The organism is Spiroplasma endosymbiont of Lasioglossum villosulum (assembly GCF_964020195.1).
Classification (GTDB): Bacteria; Bacillota_I; Bacilli_A; order Mycoplasmatales; family VBWQ01; genus Spiroplasma_E; species Spiroplasma_E ixodetis_A.
Genome location: NZ_OZ026539.1, coordinates 634,248 through 658,663, shown reverse-complemented (window position 1 = coordinate 658,663; position 24,416 = coordinate 634,248). Strand labels below are relative to the sequence as shown.

General features: G+C 23.6%; 31 protein-coding genes and 1 pseudogene. 13 read left to right on the top strand and 19 right to left on the bottom strand.

Going from position 1 to position 24,416, the window contains the following annotated elements; genetic code table 4:
- Positions 1–17 precede the first annotated feature (17 nt).
- From AACK81_RS03785 to AACK81_RS03695, 19 genes and pseudogenes are all read right to left on the bottom strand, one after another.
- Positions 18–713, bottom strand: a complete 696-nt coding sequence (locus AACK81_RS03785) for an RDD family protein (protein ID WP_338962805.1) — start codon at positions 711–713, stop codon at positions 18–20.
- A gap of 4 nt (positions 714–717) precedes the next feature.
- Positions 718–1,716 carry a glycosyltransferase family 2 protein gene (locus AACK81_RS03780; protein WP_338962803.1) on the bottom strand — a complete coding sequence of 333 codons (999 nt, stop codon included), beginning with the start codon at positions 1,714–1,716 and terminating at the stop codon, positions 718–720.
- 73 nt (positions 1,717–1,789) lie between these two features.
- Positions 1,790–2,605 (bottom strand): hypothetical protein, encoded by an 816-nt coding sequence (locus tag AACK81_RS03775; protein WP_338962800.1) that lies wholly within the window; start codon positions 2,603–2,605, stop codon positions 1,790–1,792.
- A 522-nt stretch (positions 2,606–3,127) separates the two neighbouring features.
- Positions 3,128–3,250: a hypothetical protein gene (locus tag AACK81_RS03770; protein WP_338962798.1), complete on the bottom strand. Its 123-nt coding sequence runs from the start codon at positions 3,248–3,250 to the stop codon at positions 3,128–3,130.
- A 54-nt stretch (positions 3,251–3,304) separates the two neighbouring features.
- Complete coding sequence (locus AACK81_RS03765) at positions 3,305–3,499, bottom strand: hypothetical protein (protein WP_338961352.1); 195 nt, start codon at positions 3,497–3,499, stop codon at positions 3,305–3,307.
- A 70-nt stretch (positions 3,500–3,569) separates the two neighbouring features.
- Positions 3,570–3,998 (bottom strand): hypothetical protein, encoded by a 429-nt coding sequence (locus AACK81_RS03760; protein WP_338962796.1) that lies wholly within the window; start codon positions 3,996–3,998, stop codon positions 3,570–3,572.
- An 8-nt stretch (positions 3,999–4,006) separates the two neighbouring features.
- Positions 4,007–4,210, bottom strand: a complete 204-nt coding sequence (locus tag AACK81_RS03755; protein WP_338962793.1) for a hypothetical protein — start codon at positions 4,208–4,210, stop codon at positions 4,007–4,009.
- Positions 4,203–4,373, bottom strand: coding sequence for a hypothetical protein (locus AACK81_RS03750; RefSeq protein WP_338962790.1), 171 nt, complete (start codon positions 4,371–4,373; stop codon positions 4,203–4,205). Before AACK81_RS03750 ends, AACK81_RS03755 begins: the two co-directional genes overlap by 8 nt.
- Before the next feature lie 548 nt (positions 4,374–4,921).
- The gene (locus AACK81_RS03745) at positions 4,922–5,857 is read right to left on the bottom strand and encodes a hypothetical protein (RefSeq protein WP_338962788.1); all 936 of its coding nucleotides are present in this window, start codon (positions 5,855–5,857) and stop codon (positions 4,922–4,924) included.
- A gap of 148 nt (positions 5,858–6,005) precedes the next feature.
- Positions 6,006–7,226 carry a hypothetical protein gene (locus tag AACK81_RS03740; protein ID WP_338962785.1) on the bottom strand — a complete coding sequence of 407 codons (1,221 nt, stop codon included), beginning with the start codon at positions 7,224–7,226 and terminating at the stop codon, positions 6,006–6,008.
- 18 nt (positions 7,227–7,244) lie between these two features.
- A complete protein-coding gene (locus AACK81_RS03735) occupies positions 7,245–9,236 on the bottom strand; it encodes a hypothetical protein (RefSeq protein WP_338962782.1) in 1,992 nt (663 codons plus the stop codon).
- Between the two features lie 450 nt (positions 9,237–9,686).
- The gene (locus AACK81_RS03730) at positions 9,687–9,971 is read right to left on the bottom strand and encodes an HNH endonuclease signature motif containing protein (RefSeq protein ID WP_252319983.1); all 285 of its coding nucleotides are present in this window, start codon (positions 9,969–9,971) and stop codon (positions 9,687–9,689) included.
- Positions 9,972–10,059: 88 nt separating this feature from the next.
- Complete coding sequence (locus tag AACK81_RS03725) at positions 10,060–12,462, bottom strand: extracellular solute-binding protein (protein WP_338962780.1); 2,403 nt, start codon at positions 12,460–12,462, stop codon at positions 10,060–10,062.
- On the bottom strand, positions 12,462–13,565 hold the full coding sequence (gene potB / locus AACK81_RS03720) for a spermidine/putrescine ABC transporter permease (RefSeq protein ID WP_174481536.1): 1,104 nt from the start codon (positions 13,563–13,565) through the stop codon (positions 12,462–12,464). The genes AACK81_RS03725 and potB overlap by 1 nt, the downstream gene beginning before the upstream one ends.
- Before the next feature lies 1 nt (position 13,566).
- Entirely contained in the window at positions 13,567–14,619 is a 1,053-nt protein-coding gene (gene potA / locus AACK81_RS03715) for a spermidine/putrescine ABC transporter ATP-binding protein (RefSeq protein WP_286640486.1), read from the bottom strand.
- Positions 14,620–14,639: 20 nt separating this feature from the next.
- Positions 14,640–15,173: a helix-turn-helix domain-containing protein gene (locus AACK81_RS03710; protein WP_174481534.1), complete on the bottom strand. Its 534-nt coding sequence runs from the start codon at positions 15,171–15,173 to the stop codon at positions 14,640–14,642.
- A gap of 351 nt (positions 15,174–15,524) precedes the next feature.
- Positions 15,525–15,920 carry a hypothetical protein gene (locus AACK81_RS03705; RefSeq protein ID WP_338962774.1) on the bottom strand — a complete coding sequence of 132 codons (396 nt, stop codon included), beginning with the start codon at positions 15,918–15,920 and terminating at the stop codon, positions 15,525–15,527.
- Positions 15,921–16,102: 182 nt separating this feature from the next.
- Positions 16,103–17,106 (bottom strand): annotated as a pseudogene (locus tag AACK81_RS03700) (NAD(P)-dependent oxidoreductase).
- Positions 17,107–17,236: 130 nt separating this feature from the next.
- Positions 17,237–18,346: an AEC family transporter gene (locus AACK81_RS03695; RefSeq protein WP_338962771.1), complete on the bottom strand. Its 1,110-nt coding sequence runs from the start codon at positions 18,344–18,346 to the stop codon at positions 17,237–17,239.
- A gap of 1,247 nt (positions 18,347–19,593) precedes the next feature.
- Between AACK81_RS03695 and AACK81_RS03690 the strand changes: the two genes are divergently transcribed.
- The 13 genes from AACK81_RS03690 to AACK81_RS03630 all read left to right on the top strand — a co-directional run bounded on the left by AACK81_RS03690 (position 19,594) and on the right by AACK81_RS03630 (position 24,411).
- Positions 19,594–19,764, top strand: coding sequence for a hypothetical protein (locus tag AACK81_RS03690; RefSeq protein WP_338962769.1), 171 nt, complete (start codon positions 19,594–19,596; stop codon positions 19,762–19,764).
- On the top strand, positions 19,757–19,960 hold the full coding sequence (locus AACK81_RS03685; protein WP_281748672.1) for a hypothetical protein: 204 nt from the start codon (positions 19,757–19,759) through the stop codon (positions 19,958–19,960). The genes AACK81_RS03690 and AACK81_RS03685 overlap by 8 nt, the downstream gene beginning before the upstream one ends.
- 8 nt (positions 19,961–19,968) lie before the next feature.
- The gene (locus AACK81_RS03680) at positions 19,969–20,445 is read left to right on the top strand and encodes a hypothetical protein (protein ID WP_338962765.1); all 477 of its coding nucleotides are present in this window, start codon (positions 19,969–19,971) and stop codon (positions 20,443–20,445) included.
- On the top strand, positions 20,435–20,728 hold the full coding sequence (locus AACK81_RS03675) for a hypothetical protein (RefSeq protein WP_338962762.1): 294 nt from the start codon (positions 20,435–20,437) through the stop codon (positions 20,726–20,728). The genes AACK81_RS03680 and AACK81_RS03675 overlap by 11 nt, the downstream gene beginning before the upstream one ends.
- A 3-nt stretch (positions 20,729–20,731) precedes the next feature.
- Positions 20,732–20,893, top strand: a complete 162-nt coding sequence (locus AACK81_RS03670) for a hypothetical protein (protein ID WP_338962760.1) — start codon at positions 20,732–20,734, stop codon at positions 20,891–20,893.
- Positions 20,893–21,246, top strand: coding sequence for a hypothetical protein (locus AACK81_RS03665; RefSeq protein ID WP_338960716.1), 354 nt, complete (start codon positions 20,893–20,895; stop codon positions 21,244–21,246). The genes AACK81_RS03670 and AACK81_RS03665 overlap by 1 nt, the downstream gene beginning before the upstream one ends.
- A 101-nt stretch (positions 21,247–21,347) precedes the next feature.
- Positions 21,348–21,470: a hypothetical protein gene (locus tag AACK81_RS03660; RefSeq protein ID WP_338962757.1), complete on the top strand. Its 123-nt coding sequence runs from the start codon at positions 21,348–21,350 to the stop codon at positions 21,468–21,470.
- Positions 21,471–21,564: 94 nt separating this feature from the next.
- Entirely contained in the window at positions 21,565–21,801 is a 237-nt protein-coding gene (locus AACK81_RS03655) for a hypothetical protein (protein ID WP_338959408.1), read from the top strand.
- An 11-nt stretch (positions 21,802–21,812) separates the two neighbouring features.
- The gene (locus AACK81_RS03650) at positions 21,813–22,637 is read left to right on the top strand and encodes a hypothetical protein (RefSeq protein ID WP_338962755.1); all 825 of its coding nucleotides are present in this window, start codon (positions 21,813–21,815) and stop codon (positions 22,635–22,637) included.
- 16 nt (positions 22,638–22,653) lie between these two features.
- Positions 22,654–22,812 carry a hypothetical protein gene (locus tag AACK81_RS03645; RefSeq protein ID WP_281749444.1) on the top strand — a complete coding sequence of 53 codons (159 nt, stop codon included), beginning with the start codon at positions 22,654–22,656 and terminating at the stop codon, positions 22,810–22,812.
- A gap of 33 nt (positions 22,813–22,845) precedes the next feature.
- Positions 22,846–23,034 carry a hypothetical protein gene (locus tag AACK81_RS03640; RefSeq protein WP_338962753.1) on the top strand — a complete coding sequence of 63 codons (189 nt, stop codon included), beginning with the start codon at positions 22,846–22,848 and terminating at the stop codon, positions 23,032–23,034.
- 15 nt (positions 23,035–23,049) lie between these two features.
- Positions 23,050–23,424, top strand: a complete 375-nt coding sequence (locus AACK81_RS03635) for a hypothetical protein (protein ID WP_338961095.1) — start codon at positions 23,050–23,052, stop codon at positions 23,422–23,424.
- Positions 23,425–23,442: 18 nt separating this feature from the next.
- Positions 23,443–24,411 carry a hypothetical protein gene (locus tag AACK81_RS03630; protein ID WP_338962750.1) on the top strand — a complete coding sequence of 323 codons (969 nt, stop codon included), beginning with the start codon at positions 23,443–23,445 and terminating at the stop codon, positions 24,409–24,411.
- Positions 24,412–24,416: the final 5 nt, after the last annotated feature.

Here is a 24,416-nt window from a genome sequence, read left to right as displayed (position 1 = left end):
AGTAAGAGTATATACTATTAAAGACTATTTATATTTTCTAATTCGTCATCATTAATATTTCCTGGTTGAGAATAAACTAAATGAATATGTGGATCATTAACGTTAGTTAATATCTTCCGTTTATTAGTTGCAAGCGGTTTCTTGTTAATGACAAAAGTTTTATGATTACGATCAAAGAATAGCTGATGATATTTATCAATTTTAGTGACGATCATAATCCCACAATACCAAGCAAAATCAAAACTAACTACAGAACGAATAAGAATATTTAATCAAGAATTTAAAGTACTATTACTATTAATAGTAGCAATGTTTTCATTAAAAGTCAATTTCATAAAAAGAATTATTGAAGTGGTTAATAATAAAGGAATAAAAACTAAAAATAGTTCACGATAAAAAAAATGTTTTAACTTTAAATCTTGATTTTTTTCATTTACTAATCTTATTTGAAAAATTAATTTTCCTAAAGTTTGACCCTTACATTTTCATGGGATAATAACAAAATATATAATAACAATAATTATATTAATAATAAAAATAATTATTAATTGTCATGATTCTTGATTACCTTTATTATCTAAATAATGGATTGCTAATCCAATTATTAATGGGATTAAACTAACAAAAATCATATCAAAAATACGTGCAATAATACGTTTTCATGTTTTAGCTATTATATATGTTTCGGTTGTATCTAATTTTTTAATATTCATTTTTTTACTCTCAATATTTTGAATCATCTCTAATATTATTATCTTTAAAATATTTCTTAAAATAAGTACTTAGATCAGGAGCATAAGTGGTAAATTTATCATTTGGATTAATAGTATTAAAATAAGAATTTTTTTTAAAATTTTTAAATTTAAATTCAATAATTTCTTTGACACGATTATATGTTTTTTCAATTAATGCAGGTTTTTTAGAAATACTAATAAATCTTAAAAGAGTATATAGATAGTATCTAACAAAAGCATATTCCAACTCTTCATATAAAACTTTTTTAATTTTATAATTATTATAATAGTTTAAAATATGTATTCATTGATGCATTAGTTCAAAAATATTATCATTTTCCAATGTGTTATTTTTAGACGTTAATAATGTTTCATTAATTGCATAATATGTTTTACAATGTGCTAAAAATGAGTATAAAAATAAACTATCAAATTGGATTTCTTTACGAAATTGTAAATTATATTCATTAATAATATTAACTTTCATGATTTTTGTTGTTAAAACTGGTGTTGTTAAAGCAAAGACTATTTTTCCTTGTGTTGTATTTAAATTATATAATTTATTAACTTCAGTTCTAATTGTTGAATGAAAAACATTATTTATATCAAATTCATAACGAACACAATATTCAATACAATCTAAATCTTTATTATTATCTAAAATTTTATTAACTGTTTCAACAAAATTAACGCTAAGAATTTCAGTTGGATTTAAAATAACTACATATTGTCCGGAAATATATTTAAGACCAAGATTACGACTAATGGCAATACCTGATACTTGATAATTAGTAATCATTTTTAAATTTTGTGGATATAATTTAAAATATTTACTAAATATCTCCAAATTTTCATTGTTAATGCCATCATCAACAACAACAACTTCAAAATTAGTTTTTTTATTTACAAAAATCTTTGCTAAAAAAGAATCTAAGTGTTCGGATTCAAATGAAGTTGTATATAAAATAAAACTTAGTAGCATAATAAATATTTCCTCCCTTTTATAAATAATTATAACACTTCTTTAACAATTTTAAGTGAAGGTTTATCAACATTTATTTTTTATTTTTTTGATTACTATTTTTAAGTTTATTTTTAGATTCTAAAGTAGATTTTTCTATATTATCTGTTTCTTTAATAACTTTAACAGTCATATTTTTATGATCAAAAATAGTTTTTAAATTACCTTCAATAATAACGGTTTCAGTATTATTAGGTTTAATAACGTTTCGCTTTGCGGGCTTGGTAACTTTTTTCTTTTTTTGTCCTTTTAATATTTCTGCTCTTAATAAAGCACGTGTTTTTCTAATTTCAAATTTTTCAAATTTAAAAAGAAATGATTTAATAAACTTTTTATACGAATTAACAAAATATCGAAGTCTTTTCTTGCTTCGAGCATGATTATCATATTTTAATAAAATACAAACATAGTTTAATTCATTTCTTGCTTCTGATTCAATTAATGAATTAAAAAAACTGTGATAATTATGACTTAAGTTATATGGTTGACCAGATATTGGGCTTTTATAAGGAGTAAAACCTAGATTACCAGTAGTTTTATAATACTTAAAATCAGCAACTCGTGTTGTCATTTGTCCCTTAGGATGTTCTGGTGATTTAATTTCTGATATTTTAAAAATATTATTTGTATCAAATTCTAAAAAATAGCAATATACCTTATGAACAAAGTTACCTGCAGTTTTAAAAGCAATATACAAATCTACTTTTGCTTCATAATTTAAATTATCAAAAATACTAACGTATGGTTGATAAAAATCATATTTTTTATCAATAATTTCTCATCCTTGTTTTTTAATAGTAAGTTCAATCTCATCAGCACAAATATTTGGATTTAAAATAATTTTCTTCATTTTCTACTCCTAACTCTAATATTTTCTAAGTCTATTTTATCAAATTATATATAAAGTGTGGGCTAAGAAAATTTTCCACTTTGATTAATAATTAAAGTACTTTTATTTTTACTATTAAACAGCTAACAATACATCATAAAATTATCTTTAAACTATATGAATATATCATATATTTCTACACATAATAAACATTGCCTTTTTGTTCGCTAGTTATTACTTAAATTACACCACTTACTCCTTCCAATTTTGAAAATGTTTCATGGTTATTACAAAAGAAATTTTAATTAATTTATTATTAGAAACATGAGTATTAATTGAAAGCATAGCCCCTTAACTAGCAAAATATGTTATAGTAACATTATTAATAATTTTTTTAATACATAAGTCATTTTCTTCTTTTACTTTTTTATGTTTTTTATTTTATAAATTAAGTTTTTTTGAAAAAATAATATATAATATTCTTTAAAGTACTCTATTTTTATTAGAAAATATTAATAAAAAAGGACACCTAAAATATAATGTTTAATTTTCATCAGTAGTAGTTTTTTTATTTAATGATGAAGAATTATTAACAACTAATTTAATTTTTTTATTTCCAACTTGATTTTTTGCATCTTTATGATCATATCATCAATTAAGTAACAATGATAATGGTACTAAAATAATCTACGAGAGTTTTATTAAGTTTTAACTTTAAAATTAAATTTTTATTTGACCTTTATCATATTTTCTTAAGCAAGAACCACATAAATCTACATCTCCACCAAATTTATCGTGTAAATGTGAAATATTATATAATGCATTCTTACCATCAAATACACAATAAAAACCAGGTGCCATTCTATCAGCTTGTGTTCTTTCCATTAATTCTTCAATAATATATAATCTAGACATTTTTTATTTCCTCCTAAAGTTTTTATAAATTTAATCTTTGTTCTTTGTTATCCAATTATGAATCTAAGGGTTAAAGTGATGCGCCCAAATAATATTGAATATGTTTATAAGCATCTTGTTCATGTTTTGTAAATTTTATATTTCCTTTATAATCTTCTATTTTACTTTTATTTTTTGGATGATTTTCGAAATAATCTCAGTTAAAAACATCTTGTACTAATACCATTAATGCACCAATAATTTTAGGAGTTGCTAATGGATTAGTTAATAATTGCTTTGAACTTAAAAAGAAATTTTCTACAATAACTAATATTTTTTTATCAATAAATTTTTCTTTAATTAATTGAAATTTTTCTTTATACATATTTTTAGTTCATAAAACAGTTAATGTATTAAATGTTTCATTAAAAACAATATTATTAGTTTCATGTGAATATATAACAATTCCATTATTACCAATTCCAGCGGGGTCAATTCCAATAATTAAGTCATATTGCATTAATCAAATTAACCTCTAACAACTGTTTTGATAATTTCTAAATCACAATTACTTCAGCAATATTTGCATTCTTCAATAAATTCTTTATGACCACAAACTAAATTATCTTTTTTTAAATCATCAATCAGTTTAATTAGTCCTATTTTAAATTCAATATCATCACTGTTTGGTATGCAAATCGTTCCTATTTTAGTTAAATATTCTTTATCCATATTTATACCTCCTACTTAACCTAACATTTAAAATACAGTCATAACAAATTGCTTTACCATTTTTATCTCTTAAAAAATATTTTCTTGTTTTTATATCATTAGTATTAAAGAATAAATAATCTAATTTATTTTGTTTACATGTTCAACAAAAATACTTTTTCATTATGAGTTGAAATTCCTTTCCTAATATGTTCTGTTGCTTCTAGCATAAAGAACATATATTTTGATGTTTAGATTATTAATACTACTATTCGTTTTATTCATTCCAGAAATTCTGGGCTCAAAAATTTTTCAAAAAAAATAAAAAATAAAACCAACACTTGCTCACTGGGGAGTGGCAAGGCTGGTTAAATAAAGAATAGAATTAATACAATAGGTCCCTACAACAGGTCTATATATACTAGTTTCCAATCCGCTCCCACCCCAAGGATTACCATTAAATGGTTAGTATATTTTATTAGGTATCACTCCACTTTTTATTTATTCATGCAAGTCCACATGCTAGCTACTATTTTTAACAACTGTGTTGTAGTTCACTTTTTTAATTCCCTAACACGTGTTGATAATAGCGTTAAAGAGGTTTATTAAAAATTTTAAAATTTTACAATTACAAAAAAAGACAAGATTATTTCTTGTCTTTTCCTTAATAACTTTGAGAATAATTTTTATTTTTTTTAAATGTATATTTTTTAAAATACGTCGAATATAAATTTAAGGGTTAAAGAGAGTAATTTTGTCTAATTTTTCATTATTTTTCAAATAATTCATTTTTGGAAATAAGTTACTAATATAATAATTAATTATTTCGTAACTTTGACAACCGCCCAATTCAGTATAATAAACTTCAATTAAATTATTATCTTTATCAAAAATATAATTAATTGAATAATTTTTATCATTTACATTCATTGGTGCACTATATATAAAATTAAAAATATTATTATTGTTACTAATTAAATTATCATTAATTTGTCCTTTTAAACTACTTTGCGTCATAAAATATTGACCTATTTTATTAGCAATAGCATTATCAATTAAATTATTTTTTGCTGCTTTTGCAATATAATATAAACTTAATGCTTCACTTAAACTATTGCTATGTTCAACTTTATCAGCACCTGCTTGTTGTGAAATATCAATATGTTTTTCAACTCCACCAAATTGAATATATTGTCAATCAGTATTATCACCACTAAAATATGTATGAGAATATTCACTTTTACTATATAGATTATATTTATCTTTAACTGTGGTAATTTTTTTATGAGTAATCATTTCTTGTTTAGTAGCATCAACTTCGACTTTATCTTTTGGTGGTATTACAGCATCCTTTTTATAAACTAATTCACCTTTATTATCAACAGTAAATAATGTTCGTGCTGATGTCTTACCATCACTTAATAAATAATTAGCATGACTAGTATCATAACTATAATAGTTATTATCTATTTGATTAGTAATTCAATCACTATTACTTAAATAACCATATTGATTATTAAATAATGAAGTTACAGAATCACTTATTGATAATTTATTTGTTAATAGTTTATTAACAGTAGTGTTAGCAACATCAATAGTATTAATAATACTATTACTTGTTAAAGTTAATGTTGTTAATGTACTTAATGTCATTAGTAATTGTTTCATGTTACATTCTCCTTTCGTTTTAAGTTTACTAAAAATTATTTTATAAAAAATATCTGTCTAATCTATACTAAATATAACACTTTATTAATTTTATTTAAGAAGATTAATAAAATGCTCATTTTAAAAAGTAAATTTAGTATGTAAGTATTTAATTTCATTGAGAAATACTTTTAATATAAAATTTATCAACTAATGAAGGATGTCATATATCTGTACCATAACAGTCAATATGAATTATTATTCCATTAACACCCACATTATTTAAAAATTTTGTTAAATTATCTTTAAATATAGAATTTCAAAAATTTTTAAAAGTTCAATTATCACCAATTTCATGCTCCATATTACTATAATCAAATAAGTTTCCATTAGTAAAACACTTATAAATTACATCTCAATTATTTTGATTATTAATTAAATAATATAAATCTTGATAATTAATATAAATATCACCTGTATAATCAACTGAAGCAAAAGGACCAGGACTAACATGAGTTTCAAAATTACTTGTATTACTTTTTTCGTAACTATAATGATTATAATTTAACTCAATAATATTATTATTATGATCAAAAATATAACTAATGGCATAACTCGTATCATCATTTGAAAATGGCATATTTAACATAAAATTATAAACATATTTATTATTAATAATTAAATCAATAATTTTAGTAATTAAGTCATTATTAATTTTTCCTTTTAAACTACTTTGTGCTATAAAATATATTCCCAAATTAATAGCAACTGACTGACTAATCTTATTTTCAATTACTGCTTTTGCAATATAATATAAACCTGATGTTTCACTTAAACTATTGCTATGTTCAACTTTATCAGCACCTGCTTGTTGGGAAATATCAATATGTTTATTAATACCACCAAATTGAATATATTGTCAATCAGTATTATCACCACTAAAATCGGTAGATGAATACTGACTATTACTATAAGAATTGTAATTTGCTTTAACTGTAGTTATTTTTTTATGACTAATCATTTCTTGCATCGTATTTTCAATATTTAATTTTTGATCAGCAGGAATAATAACATCAGGATTATAAATTAAAGTTCCTTCATTATTTACTAAAAAAACATCTCTTGCATTAGCAAAAGTATAACTTTTTAAAGCTGATGTGTCATAACTATAAAACTTATGATCAGTTATTGATTGATTAGTTATTATATCACTATCATTTAAATAACCATATTGATTATTAAATAATGAAGTTACAGAATTACTTATTGATGATTTATTTGCTAATAATTTATTAATAGTAGTATTAGTATCATCAATAGTATTAATAATACTACTACTTGTTAAAGTTAATGTTGTTAATGTACTTAAAATGATTAGTAATTGTTTCATATTAGTTTTTCCTTTTTTTTAACTTACTAACTGGTAATTAAAATTAAAATTAAAATCAGGGAATGTTAAAGTAGCACGATCACTAATAGTTTTGCCAGCAAATCTTTCTGATAAATCAAGAGTATAAAGTGTATTATCTTTAGTTGGTTGTGTTTCGCTGTCAGTAAATACTAGTTTTACATTATTTAACTCTCAACCCGATTTTGTTGTTACTGCAACATCGGTTTCTAGAAAAATACTTTTTGTTTGAATAATTAAATCTCAGAAATTATTTACCTTACCACCTTTAATATCTTTACTAATATCAACTGACATACCACTTGGTTTTGTGTCACCATCTAATAAATAATTCATAGTGAACTGTCCAGTAAATGCATTCTCAACTGGACGATAAGAATTGTTATTAATTGTATTTAATAAACTATCTTTATTAGTAATTCAATTACCTAATAAATTATCTTGTTCATAAAAATGTTGACCTTCTTGTAAAATATCTGCATCTTGACCATCTTTTAATCAAATACCTTTTAATGCAAAATCTTTTGGTGAAGAATAATTACCAGTAATATTATTTTTATTATGACCATGAACAATTGCCTTAATGCTATCTAAACTTTTTGTTAATTTATGATCATTAGGACTAGCAGTTATTTTTATTTCAATATTTTTACCTAATTTATTATTAAAGATATTATCACCAACTTTTAAATTTGTTGATATTGTATAATCACTATCTTCAATATTAAGATCTGAATAATTTTTTTGGAAATAATTTTGACAAATTGTTTGAACACCTTTAATAATTTGATCATTAATAAATTTAAGATTATCTTCTGATAAACTAACATCAGCATTAATATAGTTACCATTTTTATCTTTTTGATTATCTAAAGTAATTTGAAAGTTTTTATTATCTTTATCATTATTATATTGTGCTTCAATTTCATTAGTTAATTCTTTCATACTACTTAAATCAGCAATATCATTTTTAACATTTATAGTGCAATCATCTTTTTTTCCTGTAAAGTTTCAAGGATTATTATCTAAAGATGTAATTGAAAATTGAACAGGAACACTTTTAGTAAAGTTTTGTGATTCTGAACCATTTTGAAATTCAATTTTGTAATAACTAGGTTTAATTTCTTTTTTGGGTACATTTAATGCTTTACTTAAAGTTGTTGCAAATTGATCTTGAATTGTTGGAATTAATCATTTATCTTTTATTGAATCAATAGTAGCATTTTCAGGATTAGTAATATTAATAATTTTATCAGGAAAGTTAACTTGTAAACTAGCAATATTAATTGCAACTTGATTTATAATATTAATATTAATTTCGATATTAATGTTAGTATTTTCAATACCAAAAATTGATGCTTGATCATTAGTTGTTAAATTTAAAACATAACTTTTAGACTCATTAAAGTTCTTTGGCAAAATAAAAGAAGTATTAGTTATCGGTTTTTTATCCTTACCAACAGTAAACTTAACTGCTGGATTATAATTAGCATTTAAGAAAAAATTAATTGGTAATAAATTTGAATTATCATTATCAATATCACTTTCAATTTTAGGATCAGTTTTTTGTAAATTATTATCAATACTACTTAAAACATTTGTAAAATCAATATTACCATTATCAGCAGCATTTTCAATAACATTAAAATTAATAATATTTGTTGATTTACTAAAATAAGCAATAGTAGAATCTAAACTAATAGGTTCAGAGTTACGATGATGTTTTTGATAATAATCATCTCATAATTTATTATTAGAATTAGGATTAAATTCAGAATTATTGAAAGCAGCAGTAGTATGTAAGAGTAATATTGTAGTAACTGTTGTAGAACCAAATGCTAATAAATACAACGAAAATAATAAGATTCTTTTCTTCTTATTTTTTTTAACATTAATTGTATATATTGAATTAGATCCTGTTTTTATTTTTTTATGTTTATCCTGATTAACCATATCTTTACTCGGGCTATTACTATTTATTTTATATTTCATTTTAACAATCCTTTCCTAGCATTATTTTTTAAATAATCTAAAGTGAAAAATATAGCTTAACGCTTTAACTTGCTATTTTTAACTAAAATATTAAAATAGGAAAAAATATTAAAATAGTTTAAACCTTAGTTTTAATAAAATAAAACTAAGGTTTAAACTAAACCAATTAAATTTAGTTTTTATATTTTAATATTAATAATTTTAATAATCATATAAATTTTGCTATACACCTATTAAAATTATAAGGAAAGAAATACTCTGTCCTTAAAAATAATATTACACTTATTATAAAAAAAGACAATATTCTTTTTAAAAAAAGATTGAATATTTTTAATTAAAAAGAACACTAATAGTAAAATAATTTTCAAAATAATTTTTCTTAATTAAGATAAAAATTAAATTAAAAATTCAATGATTGAATTAAATAGTCATTGAATTTTTAATTTATGATTAATTTTTTTTAATATTACATTCAACATGCATTGGTTGTAAATTTTCTAAACTATTATTATTTGGATCACCATCAATGTGATCAATATTTCAAGCAAATGCTGAAGTTGGTTGTTCACCTTGATAAGCACCTTTTATCATTGGCAAACAACATCATGGACAAGGAGCTTGCACATTCAATGTTCAAAATTCAGATAATCCTTTAAAATATTTCTCCATTTTTTGAATAGAATAGTTTCATATTTTTTCTTTGTCTTCTTTTTCTCACTTTTTACGACGTGCCACAATGAATTAACCCCTTTCGTATTAAATTATACTATAAGTTACAATATTTTTTTATATTTTTTTAAACTTAATATTACAATTTATTTTATTAACGTGCTAATAATCTATTATAAGCAGTTTGCATTTGTGGGTCAAAACTACGAGTATATAAACCGTTAAAATATCCTTCATGATGCTTACTTGGATCTAATGGATCAGGTAATTGACCATGTTTTGAAATATATACATGCTTTCAAATTTCTGCTGAAAAATTAGTACTAACTTCATCCATAGCTGCTTGTAAAGGTGAGGTATAACCAAATTCACTACTTAAATCAACTTGTGTTTGTTTTTGCATTATATAATTAATAAATTTAAAAGCTAAATCTTTATGAGGAGAATCTTTACTAATTACCATATCATCATTTCAAACATTAGTCCCCATATATGGTCTAACAACAAGGTACTTACCATTATAAGAAGCAGGATCATCAGCAATTGCAGATAATAAATCACCGTTATACATCATTGCTACATCCCACTTATTTTCATTACTAATTTCATCAACAATATCATCATTTAATAATTTTGTATTTTTATTTTTGATAACTGGTTCTAACCAATCACTTGCATCTTTAATTTCAATTGGACTATGAGCATTAATATTATCAGAAAATTCATTTCCTACTTGATTATATTGACCTGAACCAGTATTTTCTCCTCATTTATTTTTATAGTGTAAATCAGTAAGCGCAGTCATAAATAAGTTATGCATATCATCATTTAAAACGATACGTTTACCCAATTTTGCAGCATCTGTTAAAACACTTCATTGAACATTTGAACCATCAGCTTTAATACCAAGATCACTAAGATTATTTGTATTAGTAGTATTAATTACTAATACAACATCACCTCAAAAATAAGGAATACTATAACTATTTAAACCAAATTTATTTAAAATTCCATCACTATTTTCAACTCGATAATTATTCATTAATTCATATAAATCATGATTTATATCTTCTTTGGGATTAAAATCAATTCTACTATCATATTCAATATCACCTGCAGAATTTTTTGATGCAATTGGAAAAAGTCTATCTTCACTTGCTAATTTAGCCACCATATAATCACTAGGAACCATTACATCATAACTAGTAGTATACAATTTAGCATACAATGATTCATTATCATCAAAAGTTGAATATTTTATTTTAACTTGATATTTATTTTCAAATTCTTTTAAAATATTGGGATTCATATATTCGCCTCAATTAGCAATTGATAAATCATAAACATTAGTATAAATGTAGAAAGCACCCAAACTAATAAAACTTGATAATAAGATGATACTAATCATAATTAATTTTCACGGTCATAGTAAAAAACGATATTTCTCTCTTCTTGATTTTGAGCGTTCTTCTTTTAACTCTTTCTTTTTTTTAATCTTATTCTTTATATGTTCAATTCAAATTGATTCCATCTCAAGTTTTGCTTCAAGTTTAGAAATTTGATTAATAAGTTTCGGGTGATTTTTAATATAATCCTGAATTTTAATAATATCTTGCTCAGTTACAATTTCAAAATTACCATCACTATATAATGATTTACGTTTTCTACCTTTACTCTTAACCTTTTTATAGTTAAAACCATTTAATTGTAAATAATATTTAGTTAACAACTTCTCAGTTTTAATAATTTTTTTATCATGATAAATACCTTTATCAATTTTTTCATTACGTTGTTTAATTTGTTTTTTGCAAAGAATATAAGTATTTCAAGAAATAATAAGTACTGCAATTAATAAAATAATTATTGTTGAAAAAGCATTAATATAAGGCTTAATTCGTTTTAAAGAATAAATAAAAGTTGAAACGTTAGAAGTATTACCGCCAGTAAAATAAGAAATTAAAAATTCATCAAAACTCATAGCAAACGCAATAGCTGCACCGGCAATTATTGCCGGTTTAATTGTTGGTAATACAATTTTACGTAGCGTATATCAAGGGGTCGCTCCTAAATCTTGACTTGCTTCTAATTGTGACATATTTATTGATCTAATTTTTGGTAAAACAGTAATAATAACATAAGGAATATTAAAAGAAATATGAGCGAAAATTAATGTTCCAAGACCAAAACTAAAACCAAATGCCATAAATAATAACATTAAAGAAACAGCAGTAACAATATCAGCATTAACTAAAGGAATATTAGTAATCCCTAAAGTAATATTACGTGTTATTTTTTTTGTTTTACTTAAACCCAAAGCAGCAAACGTACCAATAATAACAGCAACAAAAGTAGAAATAAAAGCAACAATTAATGTTACACTAACCGATTCTCAAAGTTCACTTTGTTGAAATAAATCGTAATAAGGTTGCAATGATCAAGAATTTCAACTGCGAACTGAATCGCCACCATTAAAAGAGAATATCATTAAAACTAAAATTGGAGTATAAAATAATAAAAAGATAATAGCTAAATAACTATTTTTAAAAAAAGATCTCATTAATTAATACCTCCTATTTTTTTACCAGTAGCTCAACTACCAATCGCTTTTAAAGTAAAAATAATAATTAAAACAATAATACCTAAAATAACAGAAATAGCAGCACCATAAGCAAAATTAGCACCACGATAAAAATATGATTCAATAATATTTGCAATTAAAATAGTTTTTCCTTCACCAATATATTTAACTACTACTAGTGAAGTCATAGCACTTAACATCATTAAAGTAAAACCAGAAACAATACCAGGCACTGAAAAACGAAAGGTAACTTTTCAAAATGTTTTCATCTTAGAAGCTCCTAAATCTTGACTTGCTTCTAATAAATTGCGATCTGTTTTTTCTAAAGAATTATAAATTGGTAAAATAACAAAAGGCATAAACATATAAACCATTGCTAAAATAATACCAATTGGAGTTCCTAATAAAACATTAGGACCTAAAATACTAAAAATAATTTGTAATCCAATTGTACGTAATAAAATGTTAATTCAAATTGGTAAAGTAACTAAAACTCAAATATTTTTTGAAGCAATTTTTGTGGACATAAAAGCCATAATATAAGCAATGGGATAACCAAAAATAACAGCAATTAAAGTGGCAACAAATGAATAACCAATTGAACGTAATAAAACCATAACATAACTATTTTCTTTAAAAAAATCATTAAAATTACTAAATGTAAAACGAAATATTCAAGCATTATTAGTTGCTTTAATAATTGAATATAAAATTACAATTAATAATGGCAATACAATTAAAATTACCATCACCAATAAATATGGATAAGCAAGCGTAACTCATGATTTAAAACCAAAATTTACTGATTTATCTTTGATTTTATTTTTAATAAAACTTATTTTTTGGTTTGTTTTTTTTCAACATAACAATGCTTTTTTCTTTTTTACTCGTTTCATTTTCGATTTATTTTTTGCTACCTCTTGTAAAGAAACATTATTTTTTTTAAGTTTAAACCATTTTTTAAATCTATACTTTTTTTTATTTTGATTATCAATAATTTTTTCTGGATTTGAATTATTAACTAACATATCTTGTGATTTTAAAATTTGTGTTTTAATATTACGTTTAAACAAATTTTTCATTTTACTCTTCAATTTCCTTTCACATAACATGAATATCTTCAACATTTCATTTTAAACCAACACGGTTACCTACTTCAAAATTATCAGTAGTATGAACTATCCATTTGCGTTTATTAGCAATAATTTCAATTTCTCATAATAATCCTTTAAAAGCAATAGTTTTAATAGTTCCATCAAAAAAACCACTACCTGCATTAACTAAATCAATATCTTCTGGTCGAATAACAATATCAATATTACGTTCTTGTTCACCAAAACCAGTATCAGAGCATGCAAATTTTTTACCGTCAAAACGAACACAATAATCATTAACAAATACACCATTTTCAATAACATTCGAGCTACCAACAAACTGTGATGTTCATTTATTTTCAGGCTCATTGTAAATATCTTGTGGTGTCCCAATTTGTTGAATTTGACCTTGATTTAAAACAACTACCCGATCTGACATAATAAATGCTTCTTCTTGATCATGAGTAATAAAGATAAAAGTAATATTAATTTCTTCTTGAATTTTTTTTAATTCTACTTGCATTTGTTGACGTAATTTCAAATCCAAAGCAGCAAAAGGTTCATCTAATAATAAAATTTTAGGATTAAGAACTAATGCTCTAGCTACTGCTACTCTTTGTTTTTGACCACCAGATAAATCATTAACATCTTTATCTTCCATACCATTTAATTTAACCAAATCTAAAGCTTTTTTAACTTCTTTTTTGATTTTTTCACGATCAATTTTTCTTAACTTTAAACCATAAGCAATATTATCAAAAACATTTAAATGTGGAAATAAAGCATAATTTTGAAAAATAGTATTTATTTCTCTTTTATGAATTGGAATTTTAGTTAAATCCTTACCTTTAAACAATAATTGACCATTGTTTGGTTGTTCAAAACCAGCAATAATCCTTAATAATGTTGTTTTTCCACAACCACTAGGACCAAGAATGGTAAGAAATTCACCTTCATGAATATTTAAACTAATTCCTTTTAAAACAACTTTACCATCATATTCTTTGGTAATATTACGTAATTCTAAAATATTTACACTCATAATTTCCTCCTTTAAATGGTTTAAAAAATTGGTGGATTTGAAACTCATAAAATAGTTGCAATTGAATTATTGGGATTTTCTAAATAATGTTTTTCATTACCTTTAATATAAAATGCTTCATTAGCTACTGCTTTTACTCTCGTTGCACCATAATGAACAAATACTGTTCCACTTAATACATATCCAAAGATCTGACCTTGAAATGGCGGAATTTTATTTGAATTACCAAATGGTTTTAAAGTTAAAATTACTGGTTCTAATGTTAATTTTTGAGCATTAGGAATAATTCATTTTATTTGATAATCTTCTTCGTCACTAACAGTAACATCTTGTGATTTAAAAACTATTTTTTCTTTTACTTCACCAGCAAAAAAGGTTGATAATGGACAATCAAAAATGTCTAAAATACTTTTTAGTGTTTCAATACTGGGTGAAGAAACATCATGCTCTAACTGACTAATAAATCCCTTTGATAAATCACAACGTTTCCCTAACTCTTCCATAGTTAAATTGTGTTTCAATCTTAAAGTTTTTAACTTTCTTCCAATTTTCATATTGATTATTTTCTCCTTTTGTTTATTTATACTAAACTTTAAGTTAAATAATACAAATAAAATTATATAATATTTTTTAAAAAAAACAATTATTTATTTTATTTATTAAAAATAAAATAAATATAAAATTATTAGTGTAAAAATGTGTAATAAAAAGAATAATTTTTTCATTTTTCTACTATAAAATTAAAATAAAATTTATTACTTTATTTTAAAGTAATAAATTTAAAAAATATATTTTATTTTTTAGTAAAGAAGAAATTGATATGTTTTAATAAATTACCTTTTACATTGTTGATGTATTAGAATTGTATACACTTGTTGAAGAATATAAATTTTCTAAATTTGAATTTATAATTTTTTTGAATCTTCAAAATCTAATTTTTGCTCTTCTTGTTTTTCATCATCTTTTTTTGCTAACATTTGAGTTATTTCAACACCACCACCGATAGCACCACTAATGGCACCAACAGCAACTCCCCCAGCAACTAAACCAATAATAGTAGGAGCACCAAGAATAGCAACTCCTCCGGCTGCACAAGTAATAGAGGCCACATTAGTAGCAACATTAGCAACCGTAGAAGCAACTAAATTAACAGCCGCAACACCAATACCAACAACTTTTGCAGCACCAGTAATAATTCCAATAGTGCTACCCGCTGCAGCACCCACTGCAATAAGTTCAATGGGAGTAACATTATTTTTTACTTTATTATTTAATTTTTCTCTTTTTTCTATAATGGACATATCTTTTAATCTTTCTTATTTGAAATTTAGAATAAAAAACCTATTTACTTTATTTTAAAGTAAATAGGTAAAAAACTTATATTAAGTTTGATGTTATTATAACATAATAGATCAGTATATTTTAAAATTTATATTACCTTTTTCATATACAGTATGTAAAATAACTATAATCAATTATTAAATTAAATTTTATTTTTACATTCTTGACCAGATAAAATTACTTTTAAATTTTCATAAGTAATTTCAATCATATTTTTAACAGCTTCATCAGTATATGATCCAATATGTGGTGTCACAATAATACGCGGATATAATGATAATAATTTATTTGTAATATTATCGGGAGTTGGTTTTCCAGCAAAATCTTTGAAAAAAACTTTGCTTTCATTTTCTAAAACATCCAAACCAACACCTTTTAAATGACCACTTTTAACTGCATCATAAACTGCGTCTAAATCCATTAATTCACCACGAGCTACATTAATTAAAACTGATCCAGGCTTCATTTTTGCTAAAAAATTCTTGTCAACTAAATGATAATTTTCTTCTTTAATATATGGACAATGTAATGAAATTAAATCCGATTCTTTAAGTAAAGTTTTTAAATCACAATAAGTTAGAATACTTTTTGCTTGATCACTTTCATAAATATCATATCCCAATACCTTTGCTCCCATTCCATGTCATGTCTTAGCTGCTTGATAACCAATACGGCCAGTTCCAATAATACCTATTGTTGAATTACGAATTTCTTTGGCAAACATAAAATCATCAATTTTAAAATTATGATTTTGTTGATGATTAGCACTATAAAATAAATTTCGAAGTAAGCCGTTTCCCATACTTACTGCTAATTCACTAACAGCATTGGGCGAATAACCAGGTACATATGCCATTTCAAAACCTAATTCATGAGCTTTTTTTAAATCAATATGATTATAACCAACAGTTCTAGTTAATAAATATTTAACGCCATATTCTTTCATTTTTAATAAATTTTGCTCATAACAGTCACAATTAGCACGAACCATTACTGCTTCATGTCCCTTTGCCGTTTCAATATTATCCTTTGTTAAATACTCTTCAATTAACGTTAAATCATATCCATAATTTTTATTTAATGGTTCAAAAAAAGCTTTTCTGTTTTACGAACACCATAACAAACCATTTTAATTTTTTTTGCCATATTTTTATTCCCTTTCTTTTGTTTATATTTTAACTAAATAACGGTGTTGCGCCAATCGCTGTAGTAATAATTACTCAAAATGGTAATGAAATAATTGAAAATAATGTAGCAATTAATGTTAAATTACTTGTTAACAATGGCTGTTTTTTATAAGCAATTGAATAGGCAACAATAACTGATGCTGGGGGGCTGCTAACATAATTACAATAACGCCTAATCCAACAGTATCTAATTTTCATGCTCCAGTTTCTTTTCCAATTGCCGCAACTGCACAAACTAATGCTAATCCAAATAATGGTGCAAAAATAATTTTCATTACCATTCCAAATCATACTTTTTTATCTTGTGCAGCATCTTTAAAATTACCTTTTGCTAAAGTAATTCCAATTGCCAATCATGCTAATGGCGTACATAATGCCTCTAAAGTTTTTGTTACTTTAAACAATGGTGGAAATGTATTATCTAATCGTAATGGTGAAAAATATTGACCACTAGTAATATCATTTTGATCAGGAACAATAGCAATTCCAGGAATTAATTGTGTAACTCAAAAAATAAATCCAACCATAGTTGCAATTAAAATTGGATTTAAAAAAATCTGCTTTACATTCTTTATTAAATTTTCTCTTTTTATTACTTTCATTTCTGATTTAATTTGTGCATATGCATCAATATTTAGTTTTGTATCAACAATAAAATCAGCACCAGTTTGTCCTTTTGTTACTACTGCTGCTTTAATAGGTTTGCTCATTACAATAAACCCTAATGAATATAAAAATATTCGATATGGAATATTAAAAATATTAGCCGGTAAGGTGGCAGCTCCATTATCAAATAGTACTGTTACTACAGGAATTCCAAAAAATGTTGTTGAAGCAAATACAGTACACATTGCTAATGTATCTTGAATATCCTTATCATATTTAATATAAAAATATTTAGCAACTATTCCCAGTATCATATAGAATAAAAAACCAACTAGTAAAATTGCAACTTGCGTTTTAACTTGCTCTGTTGTTGTATTTGTCATAAAACCATCAAAAGCTAAAGATGGTAAACCAACAACCATAACAATTTTAATTAAAACCGCTTCTCAGTCTTTTTTAAATGTCCCTCTCTTCGTTAAAAATCAACCTAAAAAAATTACAAATATCGTTGCTAAAATTGTACTTCAAAATCCTCAAGCTTTTAATGTATTTATAACAGCTTGACCAACATCAGCTTGTAAATAAAATTGCATATTTCTTTCTATTTCTCCCTTCTTTAATACTTTCTCCTTTCTCTAAAATCTAAGTATTTTGTAACTACTTATGTGTTATTATATAACTTTCAAATAAAAAATAAAACTAATTTACCAAATTTTCAATATTGTGTATAGAGTAATAAATTTGGTAAATTAAAGTTGTAATATTTTTTTAAAGTTACAGACCCATTCTTTTCATAGTTCTAGCTGGTGATTTTTGTCTATTATCTTCTTCTGGAATAAATCCATTTACTCTAGTTTCACTAGTTTCTTTTTCTAACTCTTTTAGTTTATTTTTTCATTCTTGAAATTCTGATCATATTTCTTTTGTTTTTTCTTCGGATTCAATTTGATACTTTTCTTTTTTATTTTCAGTAAAAACATCTTTTATTTTTTTTATATGTTTAGGTTCTAAATATTTTGAAAATGCAATATTTTCTTGTCATTTTTCGTTTCATTTATTGATTGATTGGTAATATTTTTTTGAAAATTTATTTCTTTTAAATTTTCGATTTAATTCTTTGGGCGGTTGTCAAATTTACGAAATAATTAATTATCATATTAGTAACTTATTTCCAAAATTACCATTTAAAAATGATGATAGACAAATTAAATTCTCTTTTACCCTTAAATTTAAATTTATATTCGACGTATTTTAAAAAATATACATTTAAAAGATAAAATAAAAATTATTAACAAGGAAAAAGACAAGAAATAATCTTGTCTTTTTTTGTAATTGTAAAATTTTAAAATTTTTATTATTAACATCCTTTAAATATCTACTACACGCAGTGACCAAGTAGGAGAAGTTAATAATTAATAACCGTCTTTAACGCTATTATCAACACGTGTTAGGGAACTAAAAAAGTGAACTACAACACAGTTGTTAAAAATAGTAGCTAGTATGTGGACTTGCATGGATAAATAAAAAGTGGAGTGATACCTAATAAAATATACTAACCATTAATGGTAATTCTTGGGGTGGGAGCGAATTGGAAACTAGTATATATAGACCTGTTGTAGGGACCTATTGTATTAATTCTATTCTTTATTTAACCAACCTTGCCACTCCCCAGTGAGCAAGTGTTGGTTTTATTTTTTATTTTTTTGAAATTTATTTTTGAGCCCAGAATTACTGGAATGAATAAAACGAATAGTAGTAGTATTAATAATCTAAAAATCAAAATATATGTTCTTTATGCTAGAAGCAACAGAACATATTAGGAAAGGAATTTCAAATCATAATGAAAAAGTATTTTTGTTGAACATATAAACAAAATAAATTAGATTATTTATTCTTTAATACTAATGATATAAAAACAAGAAAATATTTTTTAAGAGATAAAAATAGTAAAGCAATTTGTTATGACTGTATTTTAAATATTAAGTTAAGTAGGAGGTATAAATATGGATAAAGAATATTTAACTAAAAGAGGAACGATTTGCATACCAGACAGTGATGATATTGAATTTAAAATAGGGCTAATTAAACTGATTGATGATTTAAAAAAAGATAATTTAGTTTGTGGTCATAAAGAATTTATTGAAGAATGTAAATATTGTTGATGTAATTGTGATTTAGAAATTATTAAAACGGTTATTAGAGGTTAACTTAATTAATGCAATATGACTTAATTATTGGAATTGACCCTGCTGGAATTGGTAATAATGGAATGGTTATATATTCAAGTGAAACTAATAATATTGTTTTTAATGAAACATTTAATACATTAACTGTTTTATGAACTAAAAATATGTATAAAGAAAAATTGCAATTAATTAAAGAAAAATTTATTGATAAAAAAATATTAGTTATTGCAGAAAATTTCTTTTTAAGTTCAAAACAATTATTAACTAATCCATTAGCAACACCTAAAATTATTGGTGCATTAATGGTATTAGTTCAAGATGTTTTTAACTGAGATTATCTAGAAAACCACCCAAAAAATAAAAATAAAATAACAAATTATAAAGGAAATATAAAATTAACAAAACATGAACAAGATGCTTATAAGCATATTCAATATTATTTAAAAAATCATAAGAAAATATTGATTTTTGATAATTATTTAAGGAATTCTAAAAATGAAAGATAAAGAAAATTATGTCAAATTAAAAGTAAAACTAAGTAACACTATTGAAGCAAAATATTACGAAAAAGGTAATAAGGAATTATATTATAGTGTTCGTGGTCAATGAAATGGATTAAATTATGTTACTTTAATTTTTAATAACCCAAAACTTTATAGACGCTGTATTTTATTAAACAAAAATGATGAAATTATTGTAACTGGTCAAATCTTTAACACTTTAAATATTCTTAAAAATCGTGCATTTTGTTCAATAAATGTTAAATGATTTAAAAAATGAAAAGAGTAAAAAATGATATTATGAAAATTTTTATTAATAGTACCAATATTAATAACAAGTATAACACTAATAATATTTTTAATATTTATTATTAAAAAATTAAAAAATGAATATAAAGTATTGAAAATATTAAGTGAAATTGCTAATCAAATTAAAAATAAGGAGAATAAATAATGAATAGATGTACATGAACTGAAACAATAACATTTGAAAAATTTATTCATGAACCACATTATGATGAAATTAAAAATGAACAAAGACAAAGACAATGTGAAAATATGACAGAAGAGCAATTTGATGAATATTGTAGAGCATATTGTAAAGAACATAGAATTAAAGTTGATGAAATTAATAAATCAAGACATAAAAATTGTATTAATAAAGAAAAATTAGTATCTTTTTTATCTGAATTTTATAATAATTTTAATCAAGTTGAAGACAAATGATTTCAATCAAAAGCAGATACTTATGCAAATATATTAGAATATTTAGAAAGTAATGAATTTTATAATGATAATAAAAATTAAAAAGAATAATAAATGTGGTTATGGTAGAGTTTTTGCTCATAAATGTAATAACTTATGTAAACAAAAACAAAATAAAAGAGTTAGGAAAGAAAGGTTAAATTATGAATAAAGAAAAATTAATTTTAGATATCAATGAAATTATAAATGATAAAAATCCACATAGAACTTATACAGAATATGTCTTTTCTTTAAAAGAAAGAATTGAAAATGGAGAATTTGACTAATGTGTTTTTGTTATGAAGATGAAGCAATAAAATGTGATAAAGGATATTGTGATAACTGTTGTGAAAAATATTGTAATCAAGGAGATGAACATTAATGATAATATTACCTACTTTGTTTGAAAATAAAGATGAAATTGAAATATTGTTACCATTTCCAAAAGCAATTCATACAAGTAATGATATTAGAGCAATTATTTTAAGACAATACCCAAATGTTAAATCCAAACACATAATTGTTTCTGACCCCGAAAGTAATGTTGCATTAATAGTTGGTGATAATGATGTATATCAAGGTTGAATTAAAGTAACAATTAAAAAATTAGAAAATTAAAGGAGAAAAAAATGCCAAATATAGAAAATCAATCAAATTATACTTTAACTAAATTAATAAGAACTGGTATAAGTCCAATTTGTGCAATGATTGGTACAAGTGCTTATTATGGTCAAGTAATTGCAAATCCAGTATTAGGTTCAATTAATAGTTTATTATTTGGTAAAAAATTAGGTTTAGATATTTGAAATTTAAATCAAAGACCAAATACTAAAACTAAATTAATTAATAGTTGTAAAAAAATATTACTAGGTTTAGGAACAATTGGTTTAGCAAATTATAGTAAATGAACAGAAAATAATATTAATCCTATTATTCCAACAACACCAATGCCAATAACTACTACAACTACAACTGAGGGTCCTCCATGATTATTATTAAATAAACAAGAACATCAGTCATTAATGGATTGAGATACTTATATTTCATTAAATGCTTATGGTATTTCAAATCTTATTAGTGGATTAACTGAGTTAATACCTAATAAATTTGAAGCGATAAGAAAGATTTGTAATATGGCTACTGGTGGATGTTTAATATCAAGTGGTGTTGCAATGGGAATTAATAATGATTTTAATAATGCTTATGCAGTACCTACTATTATTGCTGGTGCAAGTGAAATAATCAATAATTTACTACCTATGGAAACAACACATCATAATCAAGAAATGCAAGAAACATCATTTAATGATGAAACTACAAGATTAATTAATGACAATAGATTTACTATTAATAGTGAAACAACTAGTCAATATGGTAGTGATAATATGAGCGAAGTACCATTAAATTATGATAATGCTTCATTAAATTGAGATTATAATCACATGAGTTTATAAAGGAGGTGAATAATTTATGAATAAAGAAAAAATAATTGAATATTATAATCAGGAAATAAAAACATATAAAGAAAGAATAGAAGAATTCAATAAAGAAATATCTGTATTAGTAGAAATTATAAGTAATTCACAATCAATGATTGAAAGAATTAATGGTGGTCAATTTGATGAATAATTAAAAATAAACAATTGAAAGGAAAATATTCAGATGAAAGAATTTTTACATGAATTAATAATTATTGGAACAAGTGTTGGAACATTAATTTGCAGAGAAATTATTGTTTTATTAAAAAGATTTATCACAACTCCAAAACATGTTAGAGCAAATAACAAAATTATAAAACATCAAAAAAAAATAGCAAAATTAAATGAAAAAATTAATAAAGAAAATAAATAATAAAGAGTGATGTAAATGTTAGAAAATGAAGATAATGTTCAACAAACAACTGAACCTTTAACTGAAAATAATGCTCAACAAGAAATAGAAAATAAAGTTAATGAAGCAGAAAATAAGTTAAATAAACTTAATCAAGAAATTAAAGAAAAAGAAATAATTAATATATTTAAAAAATATCAAGTTAAAACTGAATTTTATGATTTTTTAAAATTTAAAACTAATAATTTAGAAAATTCAAAAATTGAAGAAACTATTAAAAAAATTATTAAAGAACAACCAGTATTTAAAGAAATAATTAATACAGGTGGTAAACAACAAACAATAATAACAAATCAACAAAATTCAATAAAAAGTACATTATTGGATTATAAAAAAAATAATAATTTATAACAGAAAGGAAATCAAAAAATGGCAATACAATTCAATAAAAATTTAGATAATACCGAAAAATTAGTAGAAGCACCAGAGTTTATAGAATTTTATAAACAATCAAATTCACCATGAGCAAGTTTTTTTCCTATCGAAATGGTTAATTCAACAAAAATTGAATTTATAGTTAAAAAACCAAAAAATTCAGAAATTAAAGTATTAAAATGAAATGATAAAAGCAAAGGATTAGATGTTAGTTATGCTGAAACTGTTAAAATTTTAAAAGAAATTAAAGAAGAAGCGGTTGCGGGTGAAATAATTGCTAATGTTGATTTAAATGCTGAAAATGGACAAAATTTATTAAATACAATGCAATATGAAGTTGCTAATGACTTAGCAGATTATTTAGCAAATAATGATACAAATGTAATTGCAAAATATGCAACTAAAATAGACATTACTGATAAAACACCATTAGGATATTTAAAATCAATGTTAGATGCTTGAAATACTTTATTTCAACTAAGAAATAGTAATAATTGTCGTTTTTTTATTACTAATAATCTTTATGATACTATTGTTTATTTAGCCAATAATAAAGGTCTAATTACTGATAATCAAATTGCTCAACAATTAAGATTAAATGGAAATGATTTATACATCAAAGGTGTACTATGTCAAATTGTAATGGATGATTATATGACATTTACTGATAATAATGAAACTAAAATTATGTCTTTTGTTTTAGCAACACCAAGAGCAATGAAAAGATATATGTTACAAAATACAGTTGTATATGTTCAAGATATTGCTGATGGTAAAGTTGGAAGAAGATATTTAGTTGGTAGAGAAGTAACTGGTGAATCAATACCCTATATAACAGATGAAGAAACAACTTCACGCTGAATGTTATGTGCAATTGTTAATAATGATAAAAATGATTTAAAAACTAAAATTACAAGTTTAACAACTGATATTGCTGCAAATGTTGCTGAGTTATACTTGTAAGTGCA